At 70.2% G+C, this 24,971-nt stretch carries 28 protein-coding genes, 1 tRNA gene and 1 pseudogene; 10 read left to right on the top strand and 20 right to left on the bottom strand.

The window, feature by feature from the left end:
- Positions 1-42 precede the first annotated feature (42 nt).
- Positions 43-1,605 carry an MFS transporter gene (locus ACNPQM_RS02820; protein WP_418082725.1) on the bottom strand — a complete coding sequence of 521 codons (1,563 nt, stop codon included), beginning with the start codon at positions 1,603-1,605 and terminating at the stop codon, positions 43-45.
- Positions 1,606-1,665: 60 nt separating this feature from the next.
- On the opposite strand from ACNPQM_RS02820, the gene ACNPQM_RS02815 reads away from it, so the two are divergent.
- A complete protein-coding gene (locus ACNPQM_RS02815) occupies positions 1,666-2,676 on the top strand; it encodes a helix-turn-helix transcriptional regulator (protein ID WP_418082724.1) in 1,011 nt (336 codons plus the stop codon).
- Positions 2,677-2,764: 88 nt separating this feature from the next.
- On the opposite strand, the gene ACNPQM_RS02810 is transcribed toward ACNPQM_RS02815, so the two are convergent.
- The gene (locus tag ACNPQM_RS02810; protein ID WP_358857615.1) at positions 2,765-3,763 is read right to left on the bottom strand and encodes a sigma-70 family RNA polymerase sigma factor; all 999 of its coding nucleotides are present in this window, start codon (positions 3,761-3,763) and stop codon (positions 2,765-2,767) included.
- A gap of 148 nt (positions 3,764-3,911) precedes the next feature.
- Between ACNPQM_RS02810 and ACNPQM_RS02805 the strand changes: the two genes are divergently transcribed.
- Together ACNPQM_RS02805 and ACNPQM_RS02800 are read left to right on the top strand one after the other, a co-directional pair.
- On the top strand, positions 3,912-4,451 hold the full coding sequence (locus tag ACNPQM_RS02805) for a GNAT family N-acetyltransferase (RefSeq protein WP_358857616.1): 540 nt from the start codon (positions 3,912-3,914) through the stop codon (positions 4,449-4,451).
- A 72-nt stretch (positions 4,452-4,523) separates the two neighbouring features.
- The gene (locus ACNPQM_RS02800; protein ID WP_418082723.1) at positions 4,524-5,603 is read left to right on the top strand and encodes a questin oxidase family protein; all 1,080 of its coding nucleotides are present in this window, start codon (positions 4,524-4,526) and stop codon (positions 5,601-5,603) included.
- 4 nt (positions 5,604-5,607) lie between these two features.
- On the opposite strand, the gene ACNPQM_RS02795 is transcribed toward ACNPQM_RS02800, so the two are convergent.
- Positions 5,608-6,390 carry a dioxygenase gene (locus ACNPQM_RS02795; RefSeq protein WP_358857618.1) on the bottom strand — a complete coding sequence of 261 codons (783 nt, stop codon included), beginning with the start codon at positions 6,388-6,390 and terminating at the stop codon, positions 5,608-5,610.
- A 128-nt stretch (positions 6,391-6,518) separates the two neighbouring features.
- Between ACNPQM_RS02795 and ACNPQM_RS02790 the strand changes: the two genes are divergently transcribed.
- A complete protein-coding gene (locus ACNPQM_RS02790) occupies positions 6,519-7,031 on the top strand; it encodes a MarR family winged helix-turn-helix transcriptional regulator (RefSeq protein ID WP_418082722.1) in 513 nt (170 codons plus the stop codon).
- Between the two features lie 95 nt (positions 7,032-7,126).
- On the opposite strand, the gene ACNPQM_RS02785 is transcribed toward ACNPQM_RS02790, so the two are convergent.
- Both ACNPQM_RS02785 and ACNPQM_RS02780 read right to left on the bottom strand, forming a co-directional pair.
- A complete protein-coding gene (locus ACNPQM_RS02785; RefSeq protein ID WP_418082721.1) occupies positions 7,127-8,653 on the bottom strand; it encodes an MFS transporter in 1,527 nt (508 codons plus the stop codon).
- A 178-nt stretch (positions 8,654-8,831) separates the two neighbouring features.
- Positions 8,832-9,494, bottom strand: a complete 663-nt coding sequence (locus ACNPQM_RS02780) for a TetR/AcrR family transcriptional regulator (RefSeq protein ID WP_358857621.1) — start codon at positions 9,492-9,494, stop codon at positions 8,832-8,834.
- A gap of 291 nt (positions 9,495-9,785) precedes the next feature.
- Here ACNPQM_RS02780 and ACNPQM_RS02775 point away from each other — a divergent pair, with 291 nt between their 5' ends.
- Positions 9,786-11,063 carry a M6 family metalloprotease domain-containing protein gene (locus tag ACNPQM_RS02775; RefSeq protein ID WP_358857622.1) on the top strand — a complete coding sequence of 426 codons (1,278 nt, stop codon included), beginning with the start codon at positions 9,786-9,788 and terminating at the stop codon, positions 11,061-11,063.
- Here the strand turns inward: ACNPQM_RS02775 and ACNPQM_RS02770 are convergent, their stop codons facing one another.
- Together ACNPQM_RS02770 and ACNPQM_RS02765 are read right to left on the bottom strand one after the other, a co-directional pair.
- On the bottom strand, positions 11,064-12,848 hold the full coding sequence (locus ACNPQM_RS02770) for a class I adenylate-forming enzyme family protein (protein ID WP_418082720.1): 1,785 nt from the start codon (positions 12,846-12,848) through the stop codon (positions 11,064-11,066).
- A gap of 292 nt (positions 12,849-13,140) precedes the next feature.
- Positions 13,141-13,941 (bottom strand): sigma 54 modulation/S30EA ribosomal C-terminal domain-containing protein, encoded by an 801-nt coding sequence (locus ACNPQM_RS02765; protein ID WP_418082719.1) that lies wholly within the window; start codon positions 13,939-13,941, stop codon positions 13,141-13,143.
- Between the two features lie 140 nt (positions 13,942-14,081).
- On the opposite strand from ACNPQM_RS02765, the pseudogene ACNPQM_RS02760 reads away from it, so the two are divergent.
- The 3 genes and pseudogenes from ACNPQM_RS02760 to ACNPQM_RS02750 form a co-directional block, all read left to right on the top strand.
- A pseudogene (locus tag ACNPQM_RS02760) lies at positions 14,082-15,388 on the top strand (AAA family ATPase); the annotation flags it as partial.
- A 180-nt stretch (positions 15,389-15,568) separates the two neighbouring features.
- Positions 15,569-16,225 carry a hypothetical protein gene (locus ACNPQM_RS02755; protein ID WP_418082833.1) on the top strand — a complete coding sequence of 219 codons (657 nt, stop codon included), beginning with the start codon at positions 15,569-15,571 and terminating at the stop codon, positions 16,223-16,225.
- On the top strand, positions 16,191-16,724 hold the full coding sequence (locus tag ACNPQM_RS02750) for an HPP family protein (protein ID WP_358857625.1): 534 nt from the start codon (positions 16,191-16,193) through the stop codon (positions 16,722-16,724). The genes ACNPQM_RS02755 and ACNPQM_RS02750 overlap by 35 nt, the downstream gene beginning before the upstream one ends.
- A 150-nt stretch (positions 16,725-16,874) precedes the next feature.
- Here the strand turns inward: ACNPQM_RS02750 and ACNPQM_RS02745 are convergent, their stop codons facing one another.
- Complete coding sequence (locus tag ACNPQM_RS02745; RefSeq protein WP_418082718.1) at positions 16,875-17,303, bottom strand: DUF6223 family protein; 429 nt, start codon at positions 17,301-17,303, stop codon at positions 16,875-16,877.
- Positions 17,304-17,601: 298 nt separating this feature from the next.
- On the opposite strand from ACNPQM_RS02745, the gene ACNPQM_RS02740 reads away from it, so the two are divergent.
- On the top strand, positions 17,602-18,138 hold the full coding sequence (locus ACNPQM_RS02740; RefSeq protein WP_418082832.1) for a DUF4158 domain-containing protein: 537 nt from the start codon (positions 17,602-17,604) through the stop codon (positions 18,136-18,138).
- Positions 18,101-18,176, top strand: a tRNA-Arg gene (locus ACNPQM_RS02735). The genes ACNPQM_RS02740 and ACNPQM_RS02735 overlap by 38 nt, the downstream gene beginning before the upstream one ends.
- A gap of 68 nt (positions 18,177-18,244) precedes the next feature.
- On the opposite strand, the gene ACNPQM_RS02730 is transcribed toward ACNPQM_RS02735, so the two are convergent.
- The 12 genes from ACNPQM_RS02730 to ACNPQM_RS02675 form a co-directional block, all read right to left on the bottom strand.
- Complete coding sequence (locus ACNPQM_RS02730; protein ID WP_418082717.1) at positions 18,245-19,396, bottom strand: tyrosine-type recombinase/integrase; 1,152 nt, start codon at positions 19,394-19,396, stop codon at positions 18,245-18,247.
- Complete coding sequence (locus tag ACNPQM_RS02725; RefSeq protein ID WP_418082716.1) at positions 19,396-19,584, bottom strand: helix-turn-helix domain-containing protein; 189 nt, start codon at positions 19,582-19,584, stop codon at positions 19,396-19,398. The genes ACNPQM_RS02730 and ACNPQM_RS02725 overlap by 1 nt, the downstream gene beginning before the upstream one ends.
- Complete coding sequence (gene repSA, locus ACNPQM_RS02720) at positions 19,581-20,993, bottom strand: replication initiator protein RepSA (RefSeq protein WP_418082715.1); 1,413 nt, start codon at positions 20,991-20,993, stop codon at positions 19,581-19,583. The genes ACNPQM_RS02725 and repSA overlap by 4 nt, the downstream gene beginning before the upstream one ends.
- A 2-nt stretch (positions 20,994-20,995) precedes the next feature.
- Entirely contained in the window at positions 20,996-21,190 is a 195-nt protein-coding gene (locus ACNPQM_RS02715; RefSeq protein WP_418082714.1) for a hypothetical protein, read from the bottom strand.
- Between the two features lie 5 nt (positions 21,191-21,195).
- Complete coding sequence (locus ACNPQM_RS02710; RefSeq protein ID WP_418082713.1) at positions 21,196-21,378, bottom strand: hypothetical protein; 183 nt, start codon at positions 21,376-21,378, stop codon at positions 21,196-21,198.
- Between the two features lie 93 nt (positions 21,379-21,471).
- A complete protein-coding gene (locus ACNPQM_RS02705; RefSeq protein WP_418082712.1) occupies positions 21,472-21,807 on the bottom strand; it encodes a SpdD protein in 336 nt (111 codons plus the stop codon).
- Positions 21,808-21,819: 12 nt separating this feature from the next.
- Positions 21,820-22,008 carry a mobile element transfer protein gene (locus ACNPQM_RS02700; RefSeq protein WP_418082711.1) on the bottom strand — a complete coding sequence of 63 codons (189 nt, stop codon included), beginning with the start codon at positions 22,006-22,008 and terminating at the stop codon, positions 21,820-21,822.
- Positions 22,009-22,014: 6 nt separating this feature from the next.
- Positions 22,015-22,194 (bottom strand): hypothetical protein, encoded by a 180-nt coding sequence (locus ACNPQM_RS02695; protein ID WP_418082710.1) that lies wholly within the window; start codon positions 22,192-22,194, stop codon positions 22,015-22,017.
- A 12-nt stretch (positions 22,195-22,206) separates the two neighbouring features.
- A complete protein-coding gene (locus tag ACNPQM_RS02690) occupies positions 22,207-22,854 on the bottom strand; it encodes a DUF2637 domain-containing protein (RefSeq protein ID WP_418082709.1) in 648 nt (215 codons plus the stop codon).
- Positions 22,855-22,928: 74 nt separating this feature from the next.
- Positions 22,929-23,102, bottom strand: coding sequence for a hypothetical protein (locus ACNPQM_RS02685; protein WP_418082708.1), 174 nt, complete (start codon positions 23,100-23,102; stop codon positions 22,929-22,931).
- Between the two features lie 83 nt (positions 23,103-23,185).
- Positions 23,186-24,538, bottom strand: a complete 1,353-nt coding sequence (locus ACNPQM_RS02680; RefSeq protein ID WP_418082707.1) for an FtsK/SpoIIIE domain-containing protein — start codon at positions 24,536-24,538, stop codon at positions 23,186-23,188.
- Between the two features lie 2 nt (positions 24,539-24,540).
- Positions 24,541-24,870: a hypothetical protein gene (locus ACNPQM_RS02675; RefSeq protein ID WP_358856554.1), complete on the bottom strand. Its 330-nt coding sequence runs from the start codon at positions 24,868-24,870 to the stop codon at positions 24,541-24,543.
- Between the last annotated feature and the right edge of the window lie 101 nt (positions 24,871-24,971).

Genomic DNA, 24,971 nt, shown 5'->3' with positions numbered 1-24,971 from the left:
CGAGAGGGGTGCGCGGGCACCATTGCATGCGGGCAGACACCCTCAGGACGTCAGCACGGGCTCCTTGGCCACCTCGCCCGGCGCGCCGTCGGCGACCTCGACGCCCTCGATGTCCTCGCCGCCCTCCAGGTGCTGGCGCGGCCGCGCGGGCAGCGCGAACATCACCAGGAAGATCACCGCGAGCACCCCGGCCACCCACCAGAGCGAGTGCTGGAACGCCTCGGCGAACGCCGGACCCACCGCGTCCGGCGCCAGCCGGTCACTGATCGACCCGAAGAAGACGACCGAGACCAGGCCGAGCCCCAGCGCGTTGCCCATCTGCTGCACGGTGTTGATCAGCCCGGACGCCGACCCCGAGTGCTCCTTCGGCACCTCCGACAGCACCGCGTCCGTCAGCGGGGCCACGATCAGCCCCATCCCGAGCCCCATGACGACCAGCGGCAGAGCCATCTGCCAGGAGGCGATGTCCATGCCGTACCGGTCGGACTCCCAGATGTAGATCACCAGTCCGGCGATCATCAGCAGCGCGCCCGCCTGCAGTACCTTGCGGCCGAACCGGGGCACCAGCTTCTGCACGGAGATCCCGGCGGCGAACGAGACAGCGATCGAGAACGGGATGCCGGTCGTGCCGGCGCGCAACGCGCTCCAGCCCAGGCCGATCTGCATGTACAGCGTCCAGACCAGGAAGAAGATGCCGAGCCCGATGCCGAAGGTCAGCTGGACGGCGATGCCCGCCGCGAAGCTCTTGACCCGGAACAGCGAGAGCTCGACGAGCGGCGAGCCGTCCTTGCGCGCCTTCTCCCGCTCGAACAGCACCAGGGCCAGGAACACCAGGGCGCTGCCGGCCATCAACGCGTACCCCCACAGCGGCCAGCCCAGCTCGCGCCCGCGGGTCAGCGGGTAGAGCAGCATCAGCAGCCCCAGTGTCACCAGCGCCACACCGACCAGGTCGAGGCGGAGCGCCTTCGGTGCCTTGGACTCGGTGATGAACCTCTGGCCCAGGACCAGCCCCGCGATGCCGACCGGCAGGTTGATCAGGAAGATCGGCCGCCACTCCAGACCGGCGATGTTCCACTCGGTGAGCAGCGCGCCCAGCAACGGTCCCAGGACCGCGCCGAGGCCGACGATCGCGCCGAAGAGGCCGAAGACCTTGCCGCGCTCGTGCGCCGGGAACGTGGCGTGCACGATCGACAGCACCTGCGGGACCATCAGCGCCGCCGTGCCGCCCTGCAGGATGCGGGAAGCGACCAGCATCTCCGGGTTCGCGGCGAAGCCGCAGAGCGCCGAGGCCAGTGTGAAGCCGCCGATGCCGATGAGGAAGAGCCGCTTGCGGCCGTAGATGTCGCCGAGCCGGCCGCCGGTGATCAGACCGGCCGCGAATGCCAGGGCGTATCCGGCGGTGATCCACTGGATCGAGCTGAACGTGGCACCGGTGTCCTGCTGGATGCTCGGGATGGCGACGTTGACGATCGTGACGTCCACCAGGTCCATGAAGGCCGCGGTCATCACGATGGCGAGTGCGAACCACCGGCGCCGGTCCGACGGGTCCGAGGACACAGCGGGAGTGGCCGCCGTGGACGGCAGAGGGGATTCGGAAGAATTCATACGTTGAAGTTAGAGGACCATTAGGTCAGGTCATGACCCAATGGAGGGCATCCTGGATCCATGACCGATACGCCGGCACGACTGCTGAATCTGCTGTCGCTGCTCCAGACACCGCGTGAGTGGCCGGGCAGCGAGCTCGCCGAGCGGCTCCGGGTCAGCCCGCGCACCATCCGGCGCGACATCGACCGGCTCCGCGATCTCGGCTATCCCGTCGAGGCCTCGCGTGGCTCGGTCGGCGGCTATCGCCTGGTCGCGGGCGCCGCCATGCCGCCACTGCTCCTCGACGACGAGGAGGCGGTGGCCATCGCGGTGGGGCTGCGAGCCGGCGCCGGGCATGCCATCGAGGGGGTCGACGAGGCGTCCGTGCGGGCGCTGGCAAAGCTGGAACAGGTGCTGCCGTCACGGCTGCGGCACCGGGTCTCGGTCCTGCAGAACGCGACGGTGCCGCTGGCCCGCGGCGACGGTGCGACCGTCGACCCGCAGACACTGACGGTGATGGCGGCGGCGGTCACCGGACAGGAGCGACTGCGGTTCACCTACCGGGCGGGGGACGGCGCCGAGACGAAGCGGCTGGTCGAACCGTACCGGCTGGTGAGCACGGGGTGGCGGTGGTACCTCGTGGCGTACGACCTGGGGCGCGAGGCGTGGCGTACGTTCCGCGTCGACCGGGTGAGCGAGCCGTTCGCCACGGGGGCCCGCTTCACCCCGCGCGAGCTGCCCACGGGAGACGCCGCAGAGTTCCTCGCCGGCTCCATCCAGCGCCGGAAGCCGGAGCTGGCGGTCGAGGTGAGCTTCGCGGCCCCGGCGGAGTTCGTCACCGCCCGGCTGCCCGCGGTGTTCGGCCCGCTGGAGCCGACCGGCGACCACAGCTGCCGGCTGCGTGCGGTCATGGCGGACTCGCTGGAGTGGGTGGCGCTCCGATTGGCGCTGGTCGACTGCGAGTTCACGGCTCACAAGCCGCCGGAACTGGTGGCGCACCTGAGTGAGCTGGGTGCCCGTCTGACCCGCGCGACCGCTCCGTCCGAGTCACCACCGGCGGAGCAGCCCGCGCCGCCCGGCACAAAGGAATGAGCCCCGGCGCCAGGGGGGGGTGGGCGCCGGGACTCAGCTCAGGGGGTCCGTACGAAGCGACCCATATCGGAGGCTACTGGACGCGGGGTCACGCCGCAGCGTCAAAACCCGTGTCGTGGGCCATTCGCTTCAGTTCGAGCAGCGCGTGCTTCTCGATCTGACGGATCCGCTCCCGGGTCAGCCCATGCTGCTTGCCCACCTCGGTGAGGGTCCGCTCGCGGCCGTCCTCGATGCCGTACCGCATTCGGATGATCGACGCGGTGCGGTGGTCGAGCTTGCCGATCAGGTCCTCCAGCTCCTCGCTGCGCAGCAGCGTCATGACGGACTGCTCGGGCGACACCGCGGAGGTGTCCTCCAGCAGATCGCCGAACTGGGTCTCGCCCTCGTCGTCCACGGACATGTTGAGACTGACCGGGTCGCGGGCCCAGTCGAGGACGTCACCGACGCGCGTGGGCGTGGAGTCCAGCTCTGCGGCTATCTCCTCGTGCTCCGGGTCACGCCCGTGCTCACGGTTGAACTCGCGCTGCACACGACGGATCCGGCCGAGCTCCTCCACCAGGTGGACGGGGAGTCGGATCGTACGGGACTGGTCGGCTATGGAACGGGTGATGGCCTGGCGGATCCACCACGTCGCGTACGTGGAGAACTTGAAGCCCTTGGCGTAGTCGAACTTCTCGACCGCACGCACCAGGCCTGCGTTTCCTTCCTGAATCAGGTCCAGCAGCGGAAGACCTGCCCGCGGGTAGCGGCGGGCTACAGCAACCACCAGTCGGAGGTTGGAACGGATGAAGATGTCCTTGGCGCGCTCGCCCTCGGCGACCAGCGCCTGCAGCTCCTCACGCGTCGCTCCACCGGCTTCGCTCTCCACCGCACCGTCGAGGATCTGCCGCGCATACACGCCCGCCTCGACGGTCTGCGACAGTTCGACTTCCTTGGCGGCATCGAGCAGCGGCGTGCGCGCGATCTCGTCCAGGTACATGCCGACCAGGTCGCGATCGGCGATCTCTCCGCCCGCGGCGCGAACACTGCTTGCCCGGTTGGTCCCGCCACTGGCGGACGAACGACGGGCGACGGCACGGGTTGCCATGCGTGCTCCCTTGCTGAGTAGGTCGCGACACCCTTTCGGGTGCCCTGCATCCGATGGAAACAACGACTGGAATCCGGACAGAATTCCCATGGCTGGCCTTCATTTTCGCGATCATGCAGTACCCTGTCCGGCTGCGAGGGGAGTGCACGTGTCGGAGTTCGGTACAGAGGTGCAGGTCAGACCCGGCATCGAAGGCGATCTGGCAGCTCTCACGGACATCTACAACCATTACGTACGTGAGACCGCTCTCACATTCGATACCGTCCCCTTCACACCCGAACAGCGGCTGCCGTGGCTGCGCTCCCACCCTGAAGACGGCCCGCACCGCCTTCTGGTTGCTCAGGATGTCCGCATTGTCGGCCCTGCATCCATCCTCGGCTACGCCACCAGCAGTGCCTTCCGCCCCAAGGCGGCGTACGCCACGTCGGTCGAGGTGAGCGTGTACTGCGCGCCGTGGGCCACCGCACGCGGGATCGGCACCCTCCTCTACACGTCACTCTTCGAGGCGCTCGCCGACGAAGACCTGAACCGCGCGTACGCAGGCATCACCCAGCCCAACGACGCCTCGGTCGCACTGCACAAACGTTTCGGCTTCCACCATGTCGGTACCTACGCCGAGGTGGGCCGGAAGTTCGACACGTACTGGGACGTGGCCTGGTACGAGAAGCGGCTGGGGCCGGAGACCTAGGACCCGGCGGGGTCGCGAAGTAGGTCCGCAGCCCGTTACCGGCACCGGGCCCCGCCCCTAGCGTGTTCCGGCATGACCGACACGACAGGCAGGACAGACTCGGTAAGCGCACCGGACCCGGCGCCGGTCGACCCCACCGGCACGCTCGACGAGGCGCTGGACCGGCTCCACGCCGCGGGTCCCGAGCGCGACGGCTGGCTGAGCAACCACGGCCCGATGGCCGTCGAGGCGCTCGTACGGCACGGCCAGGCGCCGGCCGTCCACCGCTGGCTCGACCACTACAGCCACAAGCTGGAGGACATGCCGGCCCCCACGACCCGGATCACCGCGGAGAACTGGCACGAAGCCCTGGGCGACCCGCGGAGGATCGCCGACTGGACGATGTACTTCGCGCAGGAGACGGCCGGGCGCCCCTGGCAGGACGTCCTCACCGAATGGTGGCCGCGGCTGCTGCCGGGCATCGCCGCGGGCGCCACCCACCCCGTGATCCGGGTCGGCCACGCCGTGCGCACCCTGCTCGGCGGCGGAGCGAACGCACCCCGGGTCACCGAGCTCGCGCACGGCCTGGGCTACTGGGCCGCCCGCCACCAGCCGCTGCCCGCGCTGAACCCACCGACCTCGCTCGTGCCCGCGCCGAGTGCCGCGGCCGCGCTGGACGCCGTACCGCCGGTGGCCGACCAGAGCGGCGGCATCCGCGACCGGCTGGCGCTGCTCACCACGTTCCCGCTGTGGCCGGAGCAGTACGCGGACGACCCGGACGTGGCGCGCGCCAGGCTGGCGGAACTGGTCAGGGCCGCGACCCACCGCTACGCCACCCACGGCCATGGCGATCCGATCATGCTGGTGCACGCCGCGACCGCACCCAACGCCGTGCTGCGTACGCTGCCCGCCCTCCCCCGTGAACTGTGGCCGCAGAGCCTGGCCGCCGCCTGGGCCGCGAGCGCCGCGGTCACCGCCTCGTACAGCCCGGCCGACCCCGTCCCGCACACCGCAGCACCGTCGGCATCCTCCGCGGACGAGATCTTCGCGCGGGCGGCGGCGCACGGCAACGACCACACCATCAAGTTCACCGACACCGCACTGGACGTCGGCGGCGCGACGGCCCTGACCGCCGCGCTCCGCTCGATCGAACTGATCTCCCCGGCCCTCTGACCACTCAGCCGAACTGCACCGACCGCTTCGCGAGGCCCATCCAGAACCCGTCGATGACGCTGCGCCCTTGATCCAGCTCGCCCTCCGAGGCGCCCAGCGTCACGAAGAGCGGCGCGAAGTGCTCGGTGCGGGGGTGGGCCAGCCGGCCGGCCGGGGACTTGTGCTCGAAGTCAAGCAGCGCGTCGATGTCCTGCGCCTGCAGCGCGCGGTGCCCCCAGTCGTCGAACTCCACCGACCAGCCGGGGTTGCCGCCGCCCGCGTGCCGCAGGGCTGCCAGGTTGTGGGTGAAGAAGCCGCTGCCGACGATCAGGACGCCCTCGTCGCGCAGGGGCGCGAGCTTGCGGCCGATGTCCATCAGCTTCTGCGGGTCCAGCGTCGGCATGGAGATCTGGAGTACGGGGATGTCGGCGCCCGGGAACATCTCCACCAGCGGGACATACGCCCCGTGGTCGAGCCCGCGGTCCGGGATGTCCTGGACCGGCATCCCGGCACCGCGCAGCAGCTTGCGCACGCTCTCCGCCAGCTGCGGGGCACCCGGGGCCGCGTACTGCACGCGATAGTAGTGCTCCGGGAAGCCCCAGAAGTCGTAGACGAGCGGGACGGCCTCGGTGGCGCCGAGGGCAAGCGGAGCCTCCTCCCAGTGGGCGGAGACCATGAGGATCGCGGTGGGGCGCGGCAGCTCGGCGGACCAGGCGGCCAGCTGGCCGGGCCAGACCGGGTCGTCGGCCAGCGGCGGCGCACCATGGGAGAGATAGAGGGCGGGCATGCGCTCCGCGGTGACAGTCATGACACTCCCCATCCACTACTGCTCAAAGCAAGTCTTCTGCGGCGGCGGGATCAGCTTCTTGAAGCTTCAAGTTCCCACCTCGAGAGACCTTAGCCGCATCTAGTTCAACTTTCAAGAAAAGGTTTACAGTGGAGTACATGACCACGGCATCCACCGGCGGGACTCGCTGGCTCTCCGACGAAGAACAGAGCGTTTGGCGCGCCTACCTCCACGCAACCACGCTCCTGGAGGACCACCTCGACCGCCAGCTGCAACGCGATGCCGGCATGCCGCACATCTATTACGGACTGCTCGTCCAGCTCTCCCAGGCGCCCGGCCGCCAAATGCGGATGACCGAGCTGGCCAAGGACGTCAAGATCACCCGCTCCCGGCTCTCGCACGCCGTCGCCCGGCTGGAGCGGAACGGCTGGGTGCGCCGCGAGGACTGCCCGTCCGACAAGCGCGGGCAGAACGCGGTCCTCACCGACGAGGGGTACGAGATGCTCCGCCGGTCCGCGCCGGGTCATGTCCGCGCCGTACGCCAGGCGATGTTCGACCGGCTCACACCGGAGCAGGTGCGCTCGTTCGGCGAGATCATGCAGGTCATCGCCACCGGCCTGGAGCCGGAGGGTACGGACGCCGACCTGCCCTGGCTCCGCTGAGCCGCCCTCGCGCACCGATACGGGTCTGCCCCGGTTCCGCCGAGCGGAACCGGGGCAGACCCGTGTTCACATCACTTCACCTCGCGCGTCCCGCGTCAGTGCGCGACGACCGGCACCCTGAACTCGTCCTCCACGCCATCGGCGTCACCGGAGCCCGAACCGGCCGGGGCGGTCGACGGACGCCCGGCGTTGATGAACGTCACCGCGATCGCGGAGGCCACCACCAGGATGCCGACCGCCCACCAGATGGCACCGGTGAAGCCGTGCACCATCGACTGCAGCTTCAGCAGCTGCGGGTCGGTTGCACCGAGCGCGGCGTGCGAGGTGGCGTACGCCGTAGCGGCCGAGGCGGCGACGGTGTTCAGCAGCGCGGTGCCGATCGCGCCGCCGACCTGCTGCGAGGTGTTGACCATCGCGGACGCGACACCCGAGTCCCGCGGCTCGACCCCGTGGGTGGCCAGCGACATGGCCGGCATGAACGCCGAACCCATGCCCAGGCCCAGCAGGAGCTGCGCCGGGAGGATGAGCGTCGCGTACGAGGAGTCGACCTCCAGCTGCGTCAGCAGCAGCATGCCCACGGCGGCGGTCAGGAAGCCCGGACCCATCAGCTTGCGGGCCGGGACCCGCGTCATCAGCCGTGCGCCGATCTGCGTCGAACCGGTGATCATGCCCGCGATCATCGGGAGGAAGGCGAAGCCCGTCCTGATCGGCGAGTAGCCCTTCACGACCTGCAGGTAGTACGTCAGGAAGAGGAACAGCCCGAACATCCCGATGATCGCCAGACCCAGCGAGAGGTAGACGCCGGCGCGGTTACGGTCCATCAGCACGCGGAGCGGCAGCAGCGGCGACGCGACCTTGGCCTCGGTCAGGACGAACGACAGGAGCAGCACACCGGAGGCGACGATCATGCCGATGGTCAGCGGGTCCGACCAGCCGGAGGACTCGGCGCGGGTGAATCCGTACACCAGCGAGACCAGACCCAGTGCGGAGAGGACCACACCCGGGATGTCGAGCGAGGAGCGGTTACGGCTGCCGGCCGGCTCACGGATCACGAAGTACGCGCCCGCGGCGGCGATGACGGCGACCGGGATGTTGACGAAGAACGTCCAGCGCCAGTTCAGCGTCTGGGTGAGGAAGCCGCCGAGGATCAGACCGACGGCGCCACCGCCACCGGCGATCGCCCCGTAGATGCCGAACGCCTTGGCGCGCTCCTTGGCTTCGGTGAACGTCACAGCGAGCAGCGAGAGCGCGGCCGGGGCGAGCAGGGCGCCGAAGGCACCCTGGAGCGCACGCGAGCCGAACAGCATGCCCTGGTTCTGCGCCGCGCCACCGAGCGCGGAGGCCAGCGCGAAGCCGATCAGACCGACGACAAAGGTGCGCTTACGGCCCCAGAGGTCGGCGATCCGGCCGCCGAAGAGCAGCAGTCCGCCGAAGGCGAGGGCGTAGGCCGTGATGACCCACTGCTTGTTGGCATCGGTGATGCCGAGGGCCGTCTGCGCGTGCGGCAGCGCGATGTTCACGATCGTGGCATCGAGCACGACCATCAGCTGCGCGAGCGCGATGAAGGCCAGTGCTTTCCAGCGGTTGGGGTCGGGAAGTCGGGTATCGGCTGTTTTTGACATGGGAGTAGCCACCTAAGGACGCGCGTGGACGCGAGGAGTCGTGAACTGTGATCCGTGACCGTGAAGACGTGCACCCGGTCAGCGGTGAGGGTGGTGGAAGTGGACGTGAGGTAAGTCGGGTGGTGAGGGCATGGCGGACACGCGGCCCGGAGCCTGTCTCAGGAACCGGGCACGGGCGTCATGAGCGACGCCGCAGAACCTCCAAGGTCGCCGCCGTCCCGGGCAGTACGGACCGGGCCGGAGCCTCCAGGCCGTCCAGGAACAGCTGGAGATGACGGTGGGCGAAGCGATCGATGCCCTGGCAGCCGATGCCGGGCAGCGGCCGGGTGAGCTGGGAGAGGCCGACCAGTACGTCACCGACGGCGATGTCGGTGCGCAGGCGCCCCGCGGATATGGCGCGCGCCACGAGCCCTTCGACGGCCTCTTCGAGGCGGCGACGCTCGGCGAGCAGTTCGGGATGGTCCCTGTCGAAGCTGCCGGACAGCATCGGGCAGAGCGCGCCGATGCGTTCGTCGGCCGCCGCGTGCACGAAGCGGCAGAGCGCGGCGAAGGGGTCGGCTTCCTCGGCCACCGCCTCTTCCGCGCGTTCGGTGGCGCGGGAGGTGACCGAGAGCACGACCTCATGGATCAGTGCCGCACGGTCGGGGAAGTTCCGGTAGAGCGTGGCGTTGCCGACGCCTGCCCGGCGGGCCACCTCGTCGAGCGGCACATCCGGCCCGAACTCGACGAACATGTCGCGCGCGGCCGCGACGATCCGCTCCCGGTTGCGCAGCGCGTCGGCCCGCGGGCGGGTCGTACGGCACGGCGCGGTTCCGGCGACGGGGCGGGCAGCGGTTTTCACGCGATGGTCCTTCTCTTCCGGGTCTTCCTGCTCGTGCAGCTCCTGCGGTGGCCCCCGCGCGCACACCTTCGGGCAACCGGGGACCGCCTCCCCGTTTAGCGGGGACACAGGTTCAAACGGGGAATCCATCCCCGGTTATTTCCCCGTTCCACCGTGACCTGAGTCACATCACGCAGGCGGGAAATTACACCGAACGGCGCACCCAGCGCGCGGCGCCGTACCGGCCGCCCGAGGGTGAGCAGAGAGCGCAGTCAGGGTCGGCCGACTGCCGCGGACCCCGAAGGCGCCTCTATGCAGCAGCCCCGCCGGCGGATACGCAACCAGCGCCACCCGGTCGCACTGGCGGGGGCAAGCGCCCTGGTCATAGGAGCACTGGCCTCCGCCAGCGGCACGCTCCTGCCGCCCGGACGGGCCAGCGGGGGGCCGGCGGCCAGCACCGAGACGGCAGGAGTCGGACCGTGCCGGCTGGCCGCGACGATGGGCGTGCAGATGTCGGAGGGTATGCCGACACCGACGGGGTACGCCCATTCCACGGGCCAGGTCCACGCACTGAACCTGATGATCGACTTCCCGGACGCGCCGGGACCGGAGCCGGCGATGAAACGGCTCGCCGAATTCTTCCCGCAGACCACCAACTGGTTCCGCACCAGTTCGTACGGCCGGCTCGTCTACCGGCCCGACGCCCCCGTGAAGAGCTGGCTTCGGATGCCTCTGCCGTTCTCGGCGTACGGGATAGGTCGCGGCTCACCCTACGAGCCGGGCTACCGGCACCTGGTCCAGGACATCGTGGCCCTCGCCGGCCCGAAGGTGGACTTCCGCGTGTACGACCTGGTCAACATCCTCGTCACTCCGAACGCCGGGCCACCCGCCCTGGACACCGTCCTGTCCGTGACCTTCTCCGGCAACGACGACGCACCGCTCGCAGACGGTGCCCCGCTCTCCAACACGTCCTTCATCTACAGCCGCCAGGACGACGGCTCGGGCTCGTACGCACAGACCGGCTACCGCGTCCTGCCGCACGAGAACGGCCATATCTTCGGCCTGCCCGACCTCTACACCGTGGAGGGCGGCGGTTCGGTCGGGCACTGGGACATCATGTCCGAGGACTGGGGGGCCAACAACGACTTCCTCGGCTGGCACAAGTGGAAACTCGGCTGGCTCGACAAGAACCAGGTCAGCTGCGCGTCCAAGCCAGGCACCACCGACCACGTCCTCACGCCCCTTGCCACGCGGGGCGGCCGGAAGCTGGCCTTCGTGCCGCTGACCGAGGAGTCCGGCTACGCGGTGGAGGTACGGACCCAGGCGGGCAACGACCAGGCGGTCTGCCGACCCGGCGTGCTGATCTACAAGGTCAGCTCCGACGTCGACACAGGGCAGGGTCCGATCTCCATCGTGGACAGCACCAAGGACAGCGGCGGCTGCACGCGGCAGCCCAATGTGCATGCCGAGCTCTCCGACGCCCCTTTCCAGCCCGGCCAGAGCTTCACCGACCGGACCAACGGCATACACATATCCGTCGTCGACAAGGACTCCAGGGGGAACTACCGGGTCCGCGTCACCCGCCTCTGATCACGCCCCCTCCTCGCTGCGCCTGAGGGTGCGGACCTCCTCGTCGACCACCTTGCGCAGCTCGCGCTTGAGGATCTTCCCGGTCGGGTTCCGGGGCAGTTGACCGTCCCGCACGAGGACATGGGCCGGGACCTTGAAGGCGGCCAGGCTCCGCCCGACGTGCGCCCGCAGCTCGTCGGCCGTGACGGTGGCACCGGGCCGCAGCCGGACGACCGCCGCTACCTCCTCACCCAGGACCGGATGCGACACCCCCAGCACCGCCGCGTCCTCGACGTCCGGGTGGTCGTGGAGCGCGGCCTCGACCTCCACGCAGTACACGTTCTCGCCGCCACGGATCACCATGTCCTTGATCCGGTCGATGATGGTGACCCGCCCGTCGCGCACCAGCGCGAGATCGCCGGTCCGGAACCAGCCGTCCGTGAATGCCTCGGCCGTCGCCGCCTCATCGCGCCAGTAGCCACGGACCAGCGACTGGCCGCGCAGCCGCAGCTCGCCGATCTCCCCCTCGGGCAGTGCCTCGCCCGCCGGACCGGTGATCCGCACCTCGGTAGCGGGTGTCGGCCGGCCGACACTGCCCGGGTGGAGCCGGTAGTCGGCGCCGAAGTTGGCCAGGACGCCGCCACTGGTCTCGGTCAGGCCGTAGCCGTTGCGCGGCTCGATCCGCTCGCCGTAGCGGGCGGTGAGCCGTGCGACCAGGTCCGGCGGGGCGGCGGCGCCACCGGTGCTCAGCATCTGGAGGCTCTCCAGCCGGTCGTCCGCACGCTCGGCGGCGGCGAGCAGCTGAAGGGCGGTGGCCGGGACTCCGGCGTAGGTCGTGATGCCGTGCTCCCGGATCAGCCGGAGCGCCTCCTCGGCGTCCCACTGCCGCATGACCACGAGCGAGCCGCCTGCCGCCATCGCCGCGTAGAAACCGGTGAACGCGGCGACATGAAAGAACGGGAAGGTCATCAGCGTGACAGGAGCGGGCCCCTGCCCCGGGATGACCCCGCGGCCCAGCGCGGAAGCGGCCGCATGGAACCGCGGGTTGAGTGCGGCCCCCGCCTGGGCGAGCTGGGTGGCGACAGCACCCTTGGGCCGCCCCGTGGTACCCGAGGTGTACATGATCGTCGCGTCGTCCTCGGGCCGGATCTCGACCTCGGGCGGTGCGGCGAACGGGTCGGGCGCGGGCAGGTCCTCGTACCGCTCGACCCCCTCCGGCACCGTGCCGTCCCGGTGGTGGAAGACGACGACGCGCGCCCCGGCCTTCGCCGCCCAGGCGGCAACCCGCGGCAGTCGCTCACCGTCCACCAGCAGCACCCGCGGCTCGCAGTCGTCGAGCGCGTATGCGAACTCGCCCTCCGTCCACCAGGCGTTGAGCGGTACGGCGACCAAACCGGCCAGTTGCGCGGCCCAGAAGGCGATCTGCCACTCGGGGTGATTGCGCATCGCGACGACGGCCCGGTCGCCGGGGCGGAGCCCGTACTCCTCGGCCATCCGGCACGCCAGTGCGGATGCGGCGGCAAAGAACTCCCCGTACGAGTAGCTGCGCTCGGCGCCGATCAGGAACGGCTGGTCCCCGAAGGCCCAGGTGGTCTCGACGAACTCACGGAGGGTCCTGGGCCCGCTCGCATAGATGAGCGAGCCCGCCTGCACGCCGTCCTGTGCCCGCACGACAGCGAACGGCGCGCCGGGCCCGGTGAGCGCGGCGTCGATTCGGGCGGCGGACGCTGCGGCAGCGGCAGGCGATTCGGCGGAGGAAGGGGAAGCTGTGGACGCGGCAGACGGGGTCGGATCGGGGTGTGGCACGAACGACCTTTCCAAGCGCCTGCTCAGGACTCCGCGACGCTATGCCCGCCCCCATCCCCCGTCAAGACACCGCCCCGCCCCACGCCCCTCTTCACCTGCCCCGCCGCACGCCTCCCTCTACGCCTTGCCGGTCCGGGGCAGCAGCTTCATCTCGTCGGCCACCACCCGCTCGGTGACGGTGGTACGCGTCGGTGGCCGTGTCGGGCAGTTCACGGCGGCGTATCACCACGCCTGCTCCGGCGAACGCGTGCTCGTCCGGTGGCCACCACCAGCGTGTGGCCGAGGGGGGCTGCTACTCGGCGGGGACGATCAGGCCGTAGTGGCCGTCGTAGCGGTGGTACAGCACGTTGCCGCGGCCGGTGCTGTCGTCGGCGAAGAACACGAACGGAAACCCGGCGACCTCCAGCCGCTGTTTCGCCTCGGCCACGGTCATCCGGGGCGCCGGCAGCTCGCTGACGGTCAGCGGTACGGCAACGCTGCCGACCAGCTGCGGGCGGGGGTGCACCTGGGCGAGCCGGTAGCCGGTCGGCCCGGACCGGTAGAGCACGCTGTCCTCACCGGAGTCGGCGTCGGTGAACAGATGGAAGCCGTAGTCCATCCACTCCAGCTCAAAGGCCGCTTCGTCCGGTGCCTCCCGGGCGAGGGAGAAGGACTTGTGGCGGACGACCTGCCGCTCCTCCACCGGTCGCGGATAGTAGTCGGGGCGGTGGGTGGGTTCGCTGCCGTGCCGCCACTCGTGCGGGCCGGGGACGGGCGTCCGGCCGCGGCGGGCCTCCCAGTGCTCGGCCAGCCGGGCCAGCCGTTCTGCCAGCCGGTCCTGGAGCAGGTCGACAGCCTGGGTGACGGTCTGCCCCGCAACGTGCGCGCGGGCAGGTCGGCCGTTGACGTCCACGTTGGCCTGGGCGATCACCGGCTGCTCCACCGCCGGGTTTGCCATGCGGGTCACTCTCACCCGGGCGAACAGAACCGGCTCCCGCGTCTGACCGAGGACGGCCTGGATCTTGTCCCGCGCGTACCCGGCCGCGTCCGGTGGCAGCTGTCCGCGGGTCTCCACCTGAACCTCGGGGGCCTGCTGGGGTGCGGATCGTTTCATGGCAACCTCCCGAAAGGGGCACTTTCTAGACTTATCACCCACGGTCTGTGTGTGGAGGGCCGAGGACTCCTGGTCCTGAGTGGCCGATCTCTCCGGTCGCGGACCGTGCGTGACCAGGCTCCGACTCGGTGCGTTCGGTCATGCCGATGACGGAGAGGGCGTTGATCCTGGAAGGTGGGACGCCCGCCTGCGATGTCTCTTCGAATTGCGGGAACGGTCTCGCCCGAGGTTCGTCCTTCCGCCAAGGGAGCCGTCCGGTGATCACATCAGTTCGTCTGCCAGGCCGGCATCTGTCACGCTCGGCCAAACCGGGGCCCCCGCGCGAGGCGCCCAAGCCGCCGGCGCCTTCGCCGGGGCCTTCCTGGTCTCGTTGGCTGCTGCCCGTCGCCGCGTTGGTCCTGCTGCTCGTGGTGCTGCTGCGAACTCCCTCCCCCCAGGGGGGCGCGTCGCTGTCGTACAGCGAGTTCGTCGGCAAGGTGAGCGTCGGTCAGGTCAAGACGGTCGATATCGACGACAAAGGCGCCATCAAGGGAACCCTCAAGGACGGCAAGCAATTCACCACGCGGATACCCACCGCTTTGGACAACAGCCGCCTGGAGCAGGAGTTGCAGTCCAAGAACGTGGAGATCACCGCGTCCCGGAGCAGCAGCGGCAGCCCCCTCGGGACACTGCTGGTGCTGTTCCTGCCGCTTCTGTTCATCGTCGCTCTGTTCATGTGGACCGGCCGCCAGGCGACAAGGACACTGGGCGGGGGGCTCAGTGCCATCGGGCGGGCCCGCGCCAAGATCATCGAGGCCGAGCGGCCGACCACCCGCTTCGAGGACGTCGCGGGCTACGGGGGCGTCAAGCAGGAGATCAGCGAGATCGTCGACTTCCTGCGCAGCCCCGAGCGCTACGCGGTCGCGGGAGCCAAGGGACCACGCGGTGTGATCATGGTGGGCCCGCCGGGCACGGGCAAGACCCTCATCGCCCGCGCGGTGGCCGGTGAGGCGGAGGTCCCGTTCCTGTCGGTGACCGGCTCGGCGTTCGTCGAGATGTTCGTCGGTGTCGGGGCCTCCCGGGTGCGCGACCTGTTCGCCGAGGCGCGCAAACGGACCCCTCGATCATCTTCATCGACGAGATCGACGCCGTCGGCAGCCGTCGCGGCGGGGCTGCCCGGCTGGGCGGCAACGACGAACGCGAGCAGACCCTCAACCAGCTCCTCGCCGAGATGGACGGCTTCGACCAGGCCAGCGGCATCGTCGTCCTGGCCGCGACCAACCGGCCCGAAGCCCTCGACCCGGCGCTGCTGCGCCCCGGCCGCTTCGACCGGCACGTGACCGTGCCGCTGCCCAACCAGGCCGAACGGGCGGCCATCCTGGCCGTCCACGCCCGCGGCAAGACCCTGGCACCGGACGTCGACTGGGACACCGTCGCCCGGGCCACGCCCGGCTTCTCCGGCGCCGACCTCGCCAATCTGGTCAACGAGGCCGCCATCAATGCCGTCCGGGCAGGGGGTGTCGTCATCGACGCCCAGGGCCTCGGCGACGCCCGAGACCGGCTGCTGCTGGGGCGGCGGGAGTCCACCAACGCCCTGCTGCCCGAGGAACGGCACTCCGTGGCCGTCCACGAATCCGGACACGCGCTCATGGCGGCCCTGTGCGAGCACGCCGACCCGGTCGCCAAGGTCACCATCCTGCCCTCCGGGCCTTCGCTGGGGGCCACTGAGCAGCTCCCGGAGGCCGAACGGCACCTGTACAGCGAGGGCTATCTGACCGACCTGCTGACCGTCCGGCTCGGCGGCCGCGCGGCCGAGCTGGTCGTCTTCGGCGAGGGCTCGACCGGTGCCGCCGACGACCTGGCCGGCGCCACCCAGCTCGCCGCCCGCATGGTCCGCGAGTTCGGCCTGTCCCCGGCCCTCGGCCCCATCGGATACGGCTCCGGAGCCTCCCGCTACCTTGGCGGCGAGAGCACCGAAGAGACACTGCACCGGCCCTATTCCGAGCAGACCCAACGCATCGTCGACGAGGAGACCGCCCGCCTGCTGCGGGAGGCCGAGGAACGCGCGGTGGTTCTGCTGCGCGACCACCGGGAGGCGCTGGACGCCCTTGCCGGACTGCTCACCACCCGCGAGACCGTCGACGGATCCGTGGTCCTCGACGTACTCCGACAGCAACAGCGGTCGGACGGCCGCCAGACCGCGGCGAAGGAGAAGCCGACACCCTCCCCGCGACGCCGCGGCGACGCTCGCAAAGAAGAAGGAGGCGACCATGGAGGAGCAGCAGCCGGGGGCGGTCCACGATGAGCAGGAGGTCTTGGCGCGGACGGTCGCTGCCGTGATGCGCACCGCTGTGGTCACGATCGATGTCGACGAAACGGTGCTCGTGGCCTGGGAGTTGCTGGAGCGTTCCGGCTCCCGTCATCTTCCGGTCGTGCATCCGGATGGTCGCTGTGCCGGCCTGCTGGACAGGGCCGACGTGGCGGTCGTCAGTGCGGCACCGGCCGCCTCGCTGTCCGGCCTGCGCGTGGGGGACATCCTGCCCGCCCGCAGGTCGGCGCTCGTACATGTCGAGCAGACCGTACGCCACGCCGCCGACCTCATGAGCTATGCCGAAGTCGATGCTCTGCCGGTGCTGGAGGAAGACGGGCGTCTCGCCGGGGTGCTGACCGCAGCCGATATCGTCGCGGCCCTCGCCGGTCGTCCGGTGCAGAAGGAGCCCGCCGACACGCGGCCGCAGGCCCCGTCCACGGTGCTGCCCGGTCTCCCGCCTCGGCGGGGCCACCGCGGAACGGCGATCCCCTGAGAGCCCACCACTGAGCTGCGGCGCGCTCGGAGGAGGCAGACCGGCGACACCGCTGCTGGTGACAGGCCCGGACCGTCGCACCAACGATCGTGCGGCCACCACCAGCCACCGCCGCACACAGCCGGGCCTTCCAGAGGATTCACGGTTCGGTCAGCCGGTTCGGCGGGAGCGGGAGCGGGCCAGCCAACCGAGGGTGACGGCGATCAGGCCCACCAGCATGGCGACGTAGGCGCCGCCCAGCCCGTTGCCGGTGCCGAGACCGCCGTCGGCGGTGGCCGCGACCGATCCGCCGACGACCACGGCGATCAGACCCGCCACGAGAGCCGTGACGGCCCCGTTCCGCCGGGCCCAGGTGCCGATGTGACCCTGACCGGTGCGGCGGGCCAGGGCCAGGCCGCCGTTGACCGCGCCGAGGATGCCGACCAGCGCGGCCATGGAGGCTCCGATGCGGCCGGCGCTCAGGGTGTAGACGCTTGCGGCGACCGGCTGGACAGAGGGGTCCGCGGCCGCCGGTTCGGCGATCACGAGACCGCTGATCAAGGCGGCTCCGGCCACGGCAAACACGGTACGGACTGACATGAGGTGCTCCTTCTCCTCACGGGAACTGGATCGTCCGAGCATGTCCGCCCGACCCGCTTCCAGTCGTCCGGCGGACGCAGACACTTCGCGCTGCCACGGACGCCGCAGGCGCCACGCACATACTGCGTACGTGGTAGCCGATCACTCGTCCGCGAGCGGGACTCGCCCGACGCCGCATCCGGCTAGGGTGCGCGCTTCGGCACGCTATGGTCCGGTGTCCCGGCCGGTGTGAGGGACCGGGAAATCGCCGTCGGCAGGGCGGCGGCGCTGCTGGTCACCGGCCTGTCCGAGCGCTGCGGTGCAGTTGTGCACGCTGCCGTGGCCGGGCTTCGTGCCGGACGGGGTTCCCTCAGCTCCGCCGGTGGCGGTGGGGCGGCCGGCCCGGCAGCTCGGCCTGCCGGTTGAGGCGCTGCGCGGCTACGGGGTGTCGCGGGAGCAGACGCGTACGGATCATCTGCGGAAGGTGGCGAGATATCTGGGGGCGGTCGGCGAAGTCGCCGGAACTGAAGGACCTGGACGCACCCCGCCCCCATCATGCGCGGCCTCTCTCCGTCGTCACCCCGGCAGGCACAAACAGCAGGTCAGCGGCGCGCAGTACCCGTTTCACACAGCTACCCCGATATGGAAGCCCCTCACCGGCACGTATCCGCTACGCTGTCCCTGGTCGGTCGTTGGTACGTCCCGTTGTCTGTCCGAGCAAGATCGCAGAGAGCAGCGCACCCCGCCTGACCAGCGGGCTTGTGGGCCTGGCCGAAGATCCACTTACTGGGTTTTCCCAAGGTTCTCTACAAGCCCCCGCCTTCGTAGCTCAGGGGATAGAGCACCGCTCTCCTAAAGCGGGTGTCGCAGGTTCGAATCCTGCCGGGGGCACCAGGCAAAAGGCCCCGGACCGATCATGGTTCGGGGCCTTTGACATCAGTTTTTGACATCAACGAGGGCGGTCACTCACGGCCGGGGCGCCTCTTGAGCAGCCGGTCCATGTGGCTGATGGCCTCGCGCTGCGTGTCGTGGACGACGTGCGTGTAGACGTCCATGGTGATGCTGATCTGGCTGTGCCCGAGGATCGCCATCACGACGCGGGGCGCGACCCCGGCCGCAGTGAGGAGCGTCGCGCAGCCGTGCCGGGCATCGTGCAGCCGGACGACGCGGAGGCCGGCGGAGTCGGCTACGCGGGTGAAGGAGCGGTACACGTTGCGCGGCTCGACCGGGCGACCGGTGCGGGTGGTGAAGACGTGGCCGTTCTCGTCCCAGGACTCCCCCGCACGCTGCTTTGCGGCCGCCTGGCGCATCCGATGCCAGCGCAGCGGCGGGATGCACATCGCCGGGAGCGGCAGGGCACGATGGCGGCGGTTCTTGGTCTCGTCGTCGTAGAGGACTCCGCGCCGTCGCTGGGTCTGCTGCCGGACGTAGATCACGCGGTTGTCCAGGTCGATATCGGTCCAGCGGAGACCGATGATCTCGCCCCGGCGAAGGCCCATGGCGATGGCGAGCACGAAGGCCGCGTACAGCGGGTCCTTACGGGCGGCGGCGAGGAAGTCCAGGGTCTCGTCGAGTGTCCAGGGGCTCAGTTCCCGGGACTTGGCACGCGGCGGCTCGACGAGGGCGGCCACGTTCCGGGTCACCAGTTCCTCACGGCAGGCGGCGCTGAGAGCCGTGCGCAGCACGCGGTGAGACTCCTTGGCGGTGGCCGCGGTCGTCTTGTTCTCCAGCTGGACGATGAAGCGCCGGACATCGGCGACGCCAAGGGATTCCAGCCGCTTCGAGCCCAGCATGGGCACGACGTAGAGCCGCACGTGCGCTTCGTACTTGTCGTACGTGCTCAGCTTGCGCCGGGGCCTGACGATGTTGTCGAGCCAGTACGGCAGCCACTCCGAGAGCCGGGCCGAGCGGGTGGGGACGGGTACGCCCTGGTCGACCTTGTCGAGCAGTTCGCGGCGCTTGGCGTCGCACTCGGCCCAGGTCTTGCCGTAGGCGAACTTGCGGGCACGGGTGCCATCCGGCTGGAGGACGTAGACGGCGGCCTGGTAGCGGCCGTCCTTGCGCTTGGTGATGGTGCCGGCACCGTTGGGGTTGCGCTTGCGCTGGGAGGCCATCAGGCAGCCGCCTCGATCTGGTCGACGATGAAGTCCCGTACGGCGTAGGCGGGGATGCGCCGGGACCGGCCGATGGTGATCGAGGTGAGGCGGCGCGAGCGGATGAGGTCGTAGACCGTGGAGCGTCCGAGCTTGAGCCGCGCCATGACCTCGGGCACGGTGAGCAGTTCGGCGGTGGCGGTGGTCATGCGTCAGCCCCTTCCAGAGCGAGTTGGTCCATTAGTTCGGCGCGGTGTTCGCGGGCGGTGTCGCGGTTCTGCTGGAGGTCGCGGTGGATGTTGGCGGCGAGCCAGGATTCGCCGGGGGTGTGTCCGTGGCCGGCGTAGGCCCAGTGGGCGAGGGTGAGGGTGGTGGCCTCGGGGTGGTCGTCGGGGTCGGGCAGGCCGAGGGCTGTGCGTTGCTGGGCGGCGCGGTAGTCGGCGCGGACCTGGCGGAGGGCGCCGAGGGTGGTGGAGAAGCGGCGGGATTTGGTGGAGAAGTGGCCGCGGAAGCCGAGCATGTGGGCCCAGTCCCGGAGCTTGCGATCCGGATAGGCGTGGTGGAGATCCAGGCACGCCTCGATGAGGCGCCGGGGGTGGTCGGGCACGTCGAGCAGGATCAGGGCTTCTTTGTTGCCGATCCGGTGATCGACGGTGCCGGTGGTCTCGGCTGCTTTGGTGGCGTACTTGGCGACGTACGAGGCCACGGCCTGCTCGGTGAGGTCTTCGCCGTTACCGAAGGCGCCGATGGGCTGGACGTCGAGCTGCGTGCCCCAACGCAGCACCCACTCATTGGGGAATCCGGCAGCCGGGTTGGCCGGCACGGTGACTTCGACGCGGGCGGCAGCCGCATGAATGGCGTCGGTGAGCAGGTCGAGGGTTGCCCAGGTCGGGGGTGGAGAGTCGGGCCCGTCCGGTCCGTCGAAGCGGATCACGGCGTGGAAGTGGACCGCCCCGCGCTTTTGGTACTCGGCAACCTTCCCGAAGGACAGGCGGGACTGCTCACGGGCTGCTTTCTGCGTGAGGCCGGCTCGGCGGGCGATCTCGCGGCGGAGGTAGATCGTGAAGTAGCGCCACAGGTCGGATGCGTGGTTGTTCCACAGCACCGCGCCCGCGTAGTCGTACGTGGACGGGTCGAGGGCGGTGCCGAGTTCGGGGGCGGTTTCGGGGTGGTGGGTGCCGCAGCGGCAGGGCAGGTTCCCGGGCCTGTTGTGGACGGGCCCGAACGAGGGGGCGGTGAGGGTGGCGAAGACGCGGGGGTGGTCGCGGATGGTGTGCGGGGTGCCTTTGTCGGGGTCGCCAGTGAGGCCGGCGCGGATGAGGTGGTAGGTGTCGCCGGCGTAGGTCCAGGCACAGGCGGGGCAGCGGGAGGCACGGCGGTTGCCGCAGGCGATCCGTAACCGTCCGCCGGGCTCGGTGTCGGTGGTGTAGTGGTGCAGGAGGGTGCCGGTTGCCCGGTCGATGGTCTTGGTGGCGCCGGTGAGGTGGATGGGTTGGGCGCATCCTCCGGTGCGGCGGATCTGTTCTTCCCAGCGGTCGAAGCCGGTGGACCCGGCCACCCGGAGGATGTCTCCGAGGGTGGCCGGGTCGAGGCCCGCCAGGGTGGCGGCGTCGGTCATGGTCAGCGTCCCGTTCGGTTGTGGGCGGGGCCGTGGTTGGCGGTGTAGCCCTCGACCAGGGCCTTGACCTGGGCGTCACCGGTGGCCGTGGCCGAGGCACCGCAGTGACACACGGCCGAGCCGGTGGCGGGGGTCGTGGGGGACGGCTTGCTGACGTGTAGACCGGGGCGGTCCGGGGTCGGGGTCAGGTCGGCCATGCGAGTCACCGCCCGGTGCGTGCGTAGGCGCGGGCGGGGGTGATGTGACCGGTGCCGTGGCAGGCGGGGCAGTCGGCGGTGATGGTGTGCCGGTGGCCGTCCGGGGTGGTCTGGCCGGTGGTGATGGCGACGGTGGGGAAGCCGTCGCAGTGGCCGCAGATCGGCCGGGGCAGGGTGTGCTGGGGCATGATGGGATCTCCCTTTCGGGTCTGCTTGATCTGGAAGGTGTTGAGGCGCCCGGGGCGGCGGAAGTTTGGCGACCGAGGCCGCCCCGGGGGCTGTTAGCGCTGGTTGTTCTGGCTCTTGAGCAGCGACCGCAGGACGACCGCGCAGACCGCGACGGATGCGGCGGTGATGGCGACCGCGAGGAGCATCGAGACCAGGACCGCGCCGACGACGAGGACCACGGCGGTCCCACCGGCGACAGCGACGACCAGCGCACCGGGGGTGAGCTGCACTGCGGACCGGGAAGCCGGTACAGGTGCCGGGGCCGAGGTGGTGGCGGGGGTGTGGTGGCAGTCGCAGGCCGGCGGGTGCGCGAGGCTGGCAGGCGGTTGCACGAGAGACGTGACCGGGGTCGGTGCTGTGTCGAGGGTCGGGTACTTCGGCGTGAACATGGGTTTCTCCTCTCAGGGGTTGCAGCGGTGGGTGCGAGCGGCAAGTTCGGCGGCGGACCGGTTCAGGTAGTCCGTAGAGAAGTTGCAGCCCGGGGCGGTGCAGGCGGCGGTGTGCTTGGTGCGGCCCCGGCCGTCGTGGTGGGTGCCGACCTGTACGGGGCCTATGCGGATCACGTCGGTGAAGCGGTTCGGGCGCGGCATGGTGGTTCAGCCGTTCCGGCCGGTGAAGTCGTCGGCGTGGTCGGTGAGCCAGGCCTGAATCTCGGGGTGCTCGTCCTCGGTGGCGGCGCGGATCGCGGACTCGCCCATTTCCATCCCCTCGACGAGGCGGTTTTCCCGGGTGAGTTCGGCGGAGCGGGCGAGGGCTGAGCGGATGAACGGTCGCATCGTGGTGTCTCCTTAGGCGAGTTGGGCGGTGATGGCGTTGGCGAGCGGGGCGGGGACACCGAGGCGTGCGCGCAGGGTGTCGGGGTCGATCCGGTTGCCGGTCGTGGCGTGGTGGGTGTCGGCGACCTTGCGGGCGTGATCGAGCAGAGCCGGAGGGACAGCTACGGCAGGTGCGGGCGGTAGTTCCGGGGCGGGCTCGGGTGCGCGCTCCATCGTGATCTCCGGGGCAGGTTCGGGTGCCGGGTCAGCCAGCGGCACAGGAGCCGGGGCCGGTTCGGGTTCGGGTTCGGTCGGCACACTGGCGGGTGCGTGGGCGAGGAGGGTTCCGCCGAGGAAGGCGAGGGCGGGCCAGCCGGCGACGAGGATGCGGAGCCAGGCCGGTACGGCGTTCAGGTCGAGGAGTCCGGCGGTGGCGATGTTCGCGCCGAGGGATGCGGCGAGGGCGATGACGAACCAGACCCAGGCGGGGCGGTTGTCGGCGTGGGTGCGCATGCGGTGCCAGGCGGCGACGAGCAGCAGATCCACGCTGATCGGGTAGGCCCATGCCTTCCAGCCGTCCTGTCCGGCCGCCGAGGCCAGGTCGTGCAGGTGGGAGAACGACAGGGCGCCGGCGATGACTGCCTGGATCAGAACGGCGTCGAGGCGGATTGTGCGGAACATGGGTTCACCTCCTTCGGGGGGTTGGGCCGGGGCCGGGCGGGATGTTCGGTCGACCGCCCGGCACCGGGGCAGCGTCAGGATTCGGCGGCGGTGCCGGTGCCGAAGCAGCTCAGGCAGAGGCCGTCCTGCTGGCCGACCGGGCGGCGCTTGCGGCCGACGCGCACGGTGGTGGCGACGTTTCCGGTGCCGCCGCAGGGCTGGCACTTGGCCGGGGCGGGTGCCTTCGCGGTGGTCTTCTTGGTGGCCATGGCTTTGTCTCCTTCCGGGTCCGGGCATGGGCGGGGTAGGGACCTGGCGCGAGGTGGTCACGCCGACCGAGGTGGAGCGGGTGTTACTCGGTGACCGGCACCGGCTTGACCAGGCGCGGAGCGTCCGCGGCCTCGACGGGGACGATCGGCCGGAACGGGTCCAGGACCGGGACGTCCGGGGTCATATGCGCGTACTCACGGCAGAGCGCCACAGCTTCGACCTGGCTCATCTCCGGGGTACGGATGCGGGACCAGCCGCCGGAGGAGTCGCCGGCCACGGCCACGCCGGGGCGATCCGGCGGGATCGTGGTCGCGGCGAAGACTGCTTCCGGGGCGATATCGCTCAGGCCCATGTCTGCGGTCTGCTTGTCGTTGACGCGGTGCACCACACGGCCGGTGAGCTGGGCACGGAGCATGGTGGCCCCTTTGCCGAGGTCGGAGCCGAAGCGCTGCCCGCAGATCTCCAGGTAGATGCCGACCGCCCGGGCCATCTGCGCGAGGCGGATCAGGTGCGTCACCATGCGGTCGCGGCGTTCCTCGTCCTTCTTCGCGGCGACGAGGAACAGTTCCGCCACCTCGTCGACCAGGACGACCAGCGGCACCGGCCGCACCTTTACCGGCAGGCCCCACAGGTCGGAGACGCCGTGTTCGCTCAGGACGTCGAAGCGCTCTTCCATCTCCCGCACGAGAACCTCCAGCAGGGACGACGCCTCATCCGGGGTGACGGCCAGAGCGGAGAGCCGAGGTGCGAAGCCGCGCTGTTCGACGCCGCGCTTGCAGTCGATCCCGACAAGGCCCACCGGGAGCTTCGCCAGACCGGCGATCAGGTTGCGCTGATACATCGACTTGCCCGACTGATTCGCCCCGAGCGTCAGGGCGTGCGGGATCTTCTGATAGTCCCGGACGAACGCGGTTCCGTCCTCCCGCAGGGCCACCGGGACCACCACCGGACCGGACGTGAGCTTGCGAGGCAGCCGGCGCGGCATCTTCACCCGCCGCAGTACGTCGTAGCCGGTCATCCGCAACTCGACGAACCCCGGCTTGATCTCCGCGACATGCACCGAGTGGACACCCCAGGCGTGCCGCAACCGTTCCGACGCGGCAGCCACGTCAGCGGGCTCCAGGCCGGCGGGGAGCCGGAGCGTGGCCCGCATCCCGGTCGACGAGCCACGCACGCGGCGAACCCTCGGCGGGACCGGCTGCACATCCTGGCGACGGGCCACATTGCGGACCATGAACGCCCGCAGGCGAGACGGCTGCACCGTCAGCCCACACACGTCCATCGTCGACCGGTAGGTGACCGAGAACCGGACCCGGGCGACCGGAAGACCGACCAGCGACCAGAACACGCGAGGAGCGCGAACCTTCGCGTAGCCGAGCCCACCGGCAGCCGATAAGGCCCCGGCCGCCTCGATCACCGTGGCGAGATCCGACATGGTCAGACCGCCGGCGTGATCGCGACCGCACGGAACGAAATCCCGTGCCGGGTCTGGCCGTTGAACGTGTTCTCCCAGTCCCGCGCCTTCAGCCCGATCACCGAGACCGGCGTACCCGGGGCAAGACCCTCCGGCACCCCCGTGTTGGGCACGGTCACCTGGTACAGGTTCCCCTCACCCTCGTCCGAGATCAGCAGACCCACCGTCGCGAGCTGGGCACCAGTCTCCCGGTCCACCGCGATCTCACCGGTCTGCTTGCTCACGAGCTTCGGCGTCGGAGGCGTCGCAACGAACACGACAGCGGTCGAGACATCGATCTTGAAGGAAGGCATGAAGTTTCTCCCTTGAGGAGGTGACTGACTTGGCTAGCCTTGTCGGCTACATGACCAACGTACGCAGCCTGGCTAGTCATGTCAACACCTGACTATCTTGG

This window comes from Streptomyces sp. NPDC056231, from assembly GCF_048270745.1.
Taxonomy (GTDB): Bacteria; Actinomycetota; Actinomycetes; order Streptomycetales; family Streptomycetaceae; genus Streptomyces.
The sequence above is the reverse complement of the archived record's forward strand: the minus strand, read 5'-3'. Positions and strand labels throughout refer to the sequence as shown.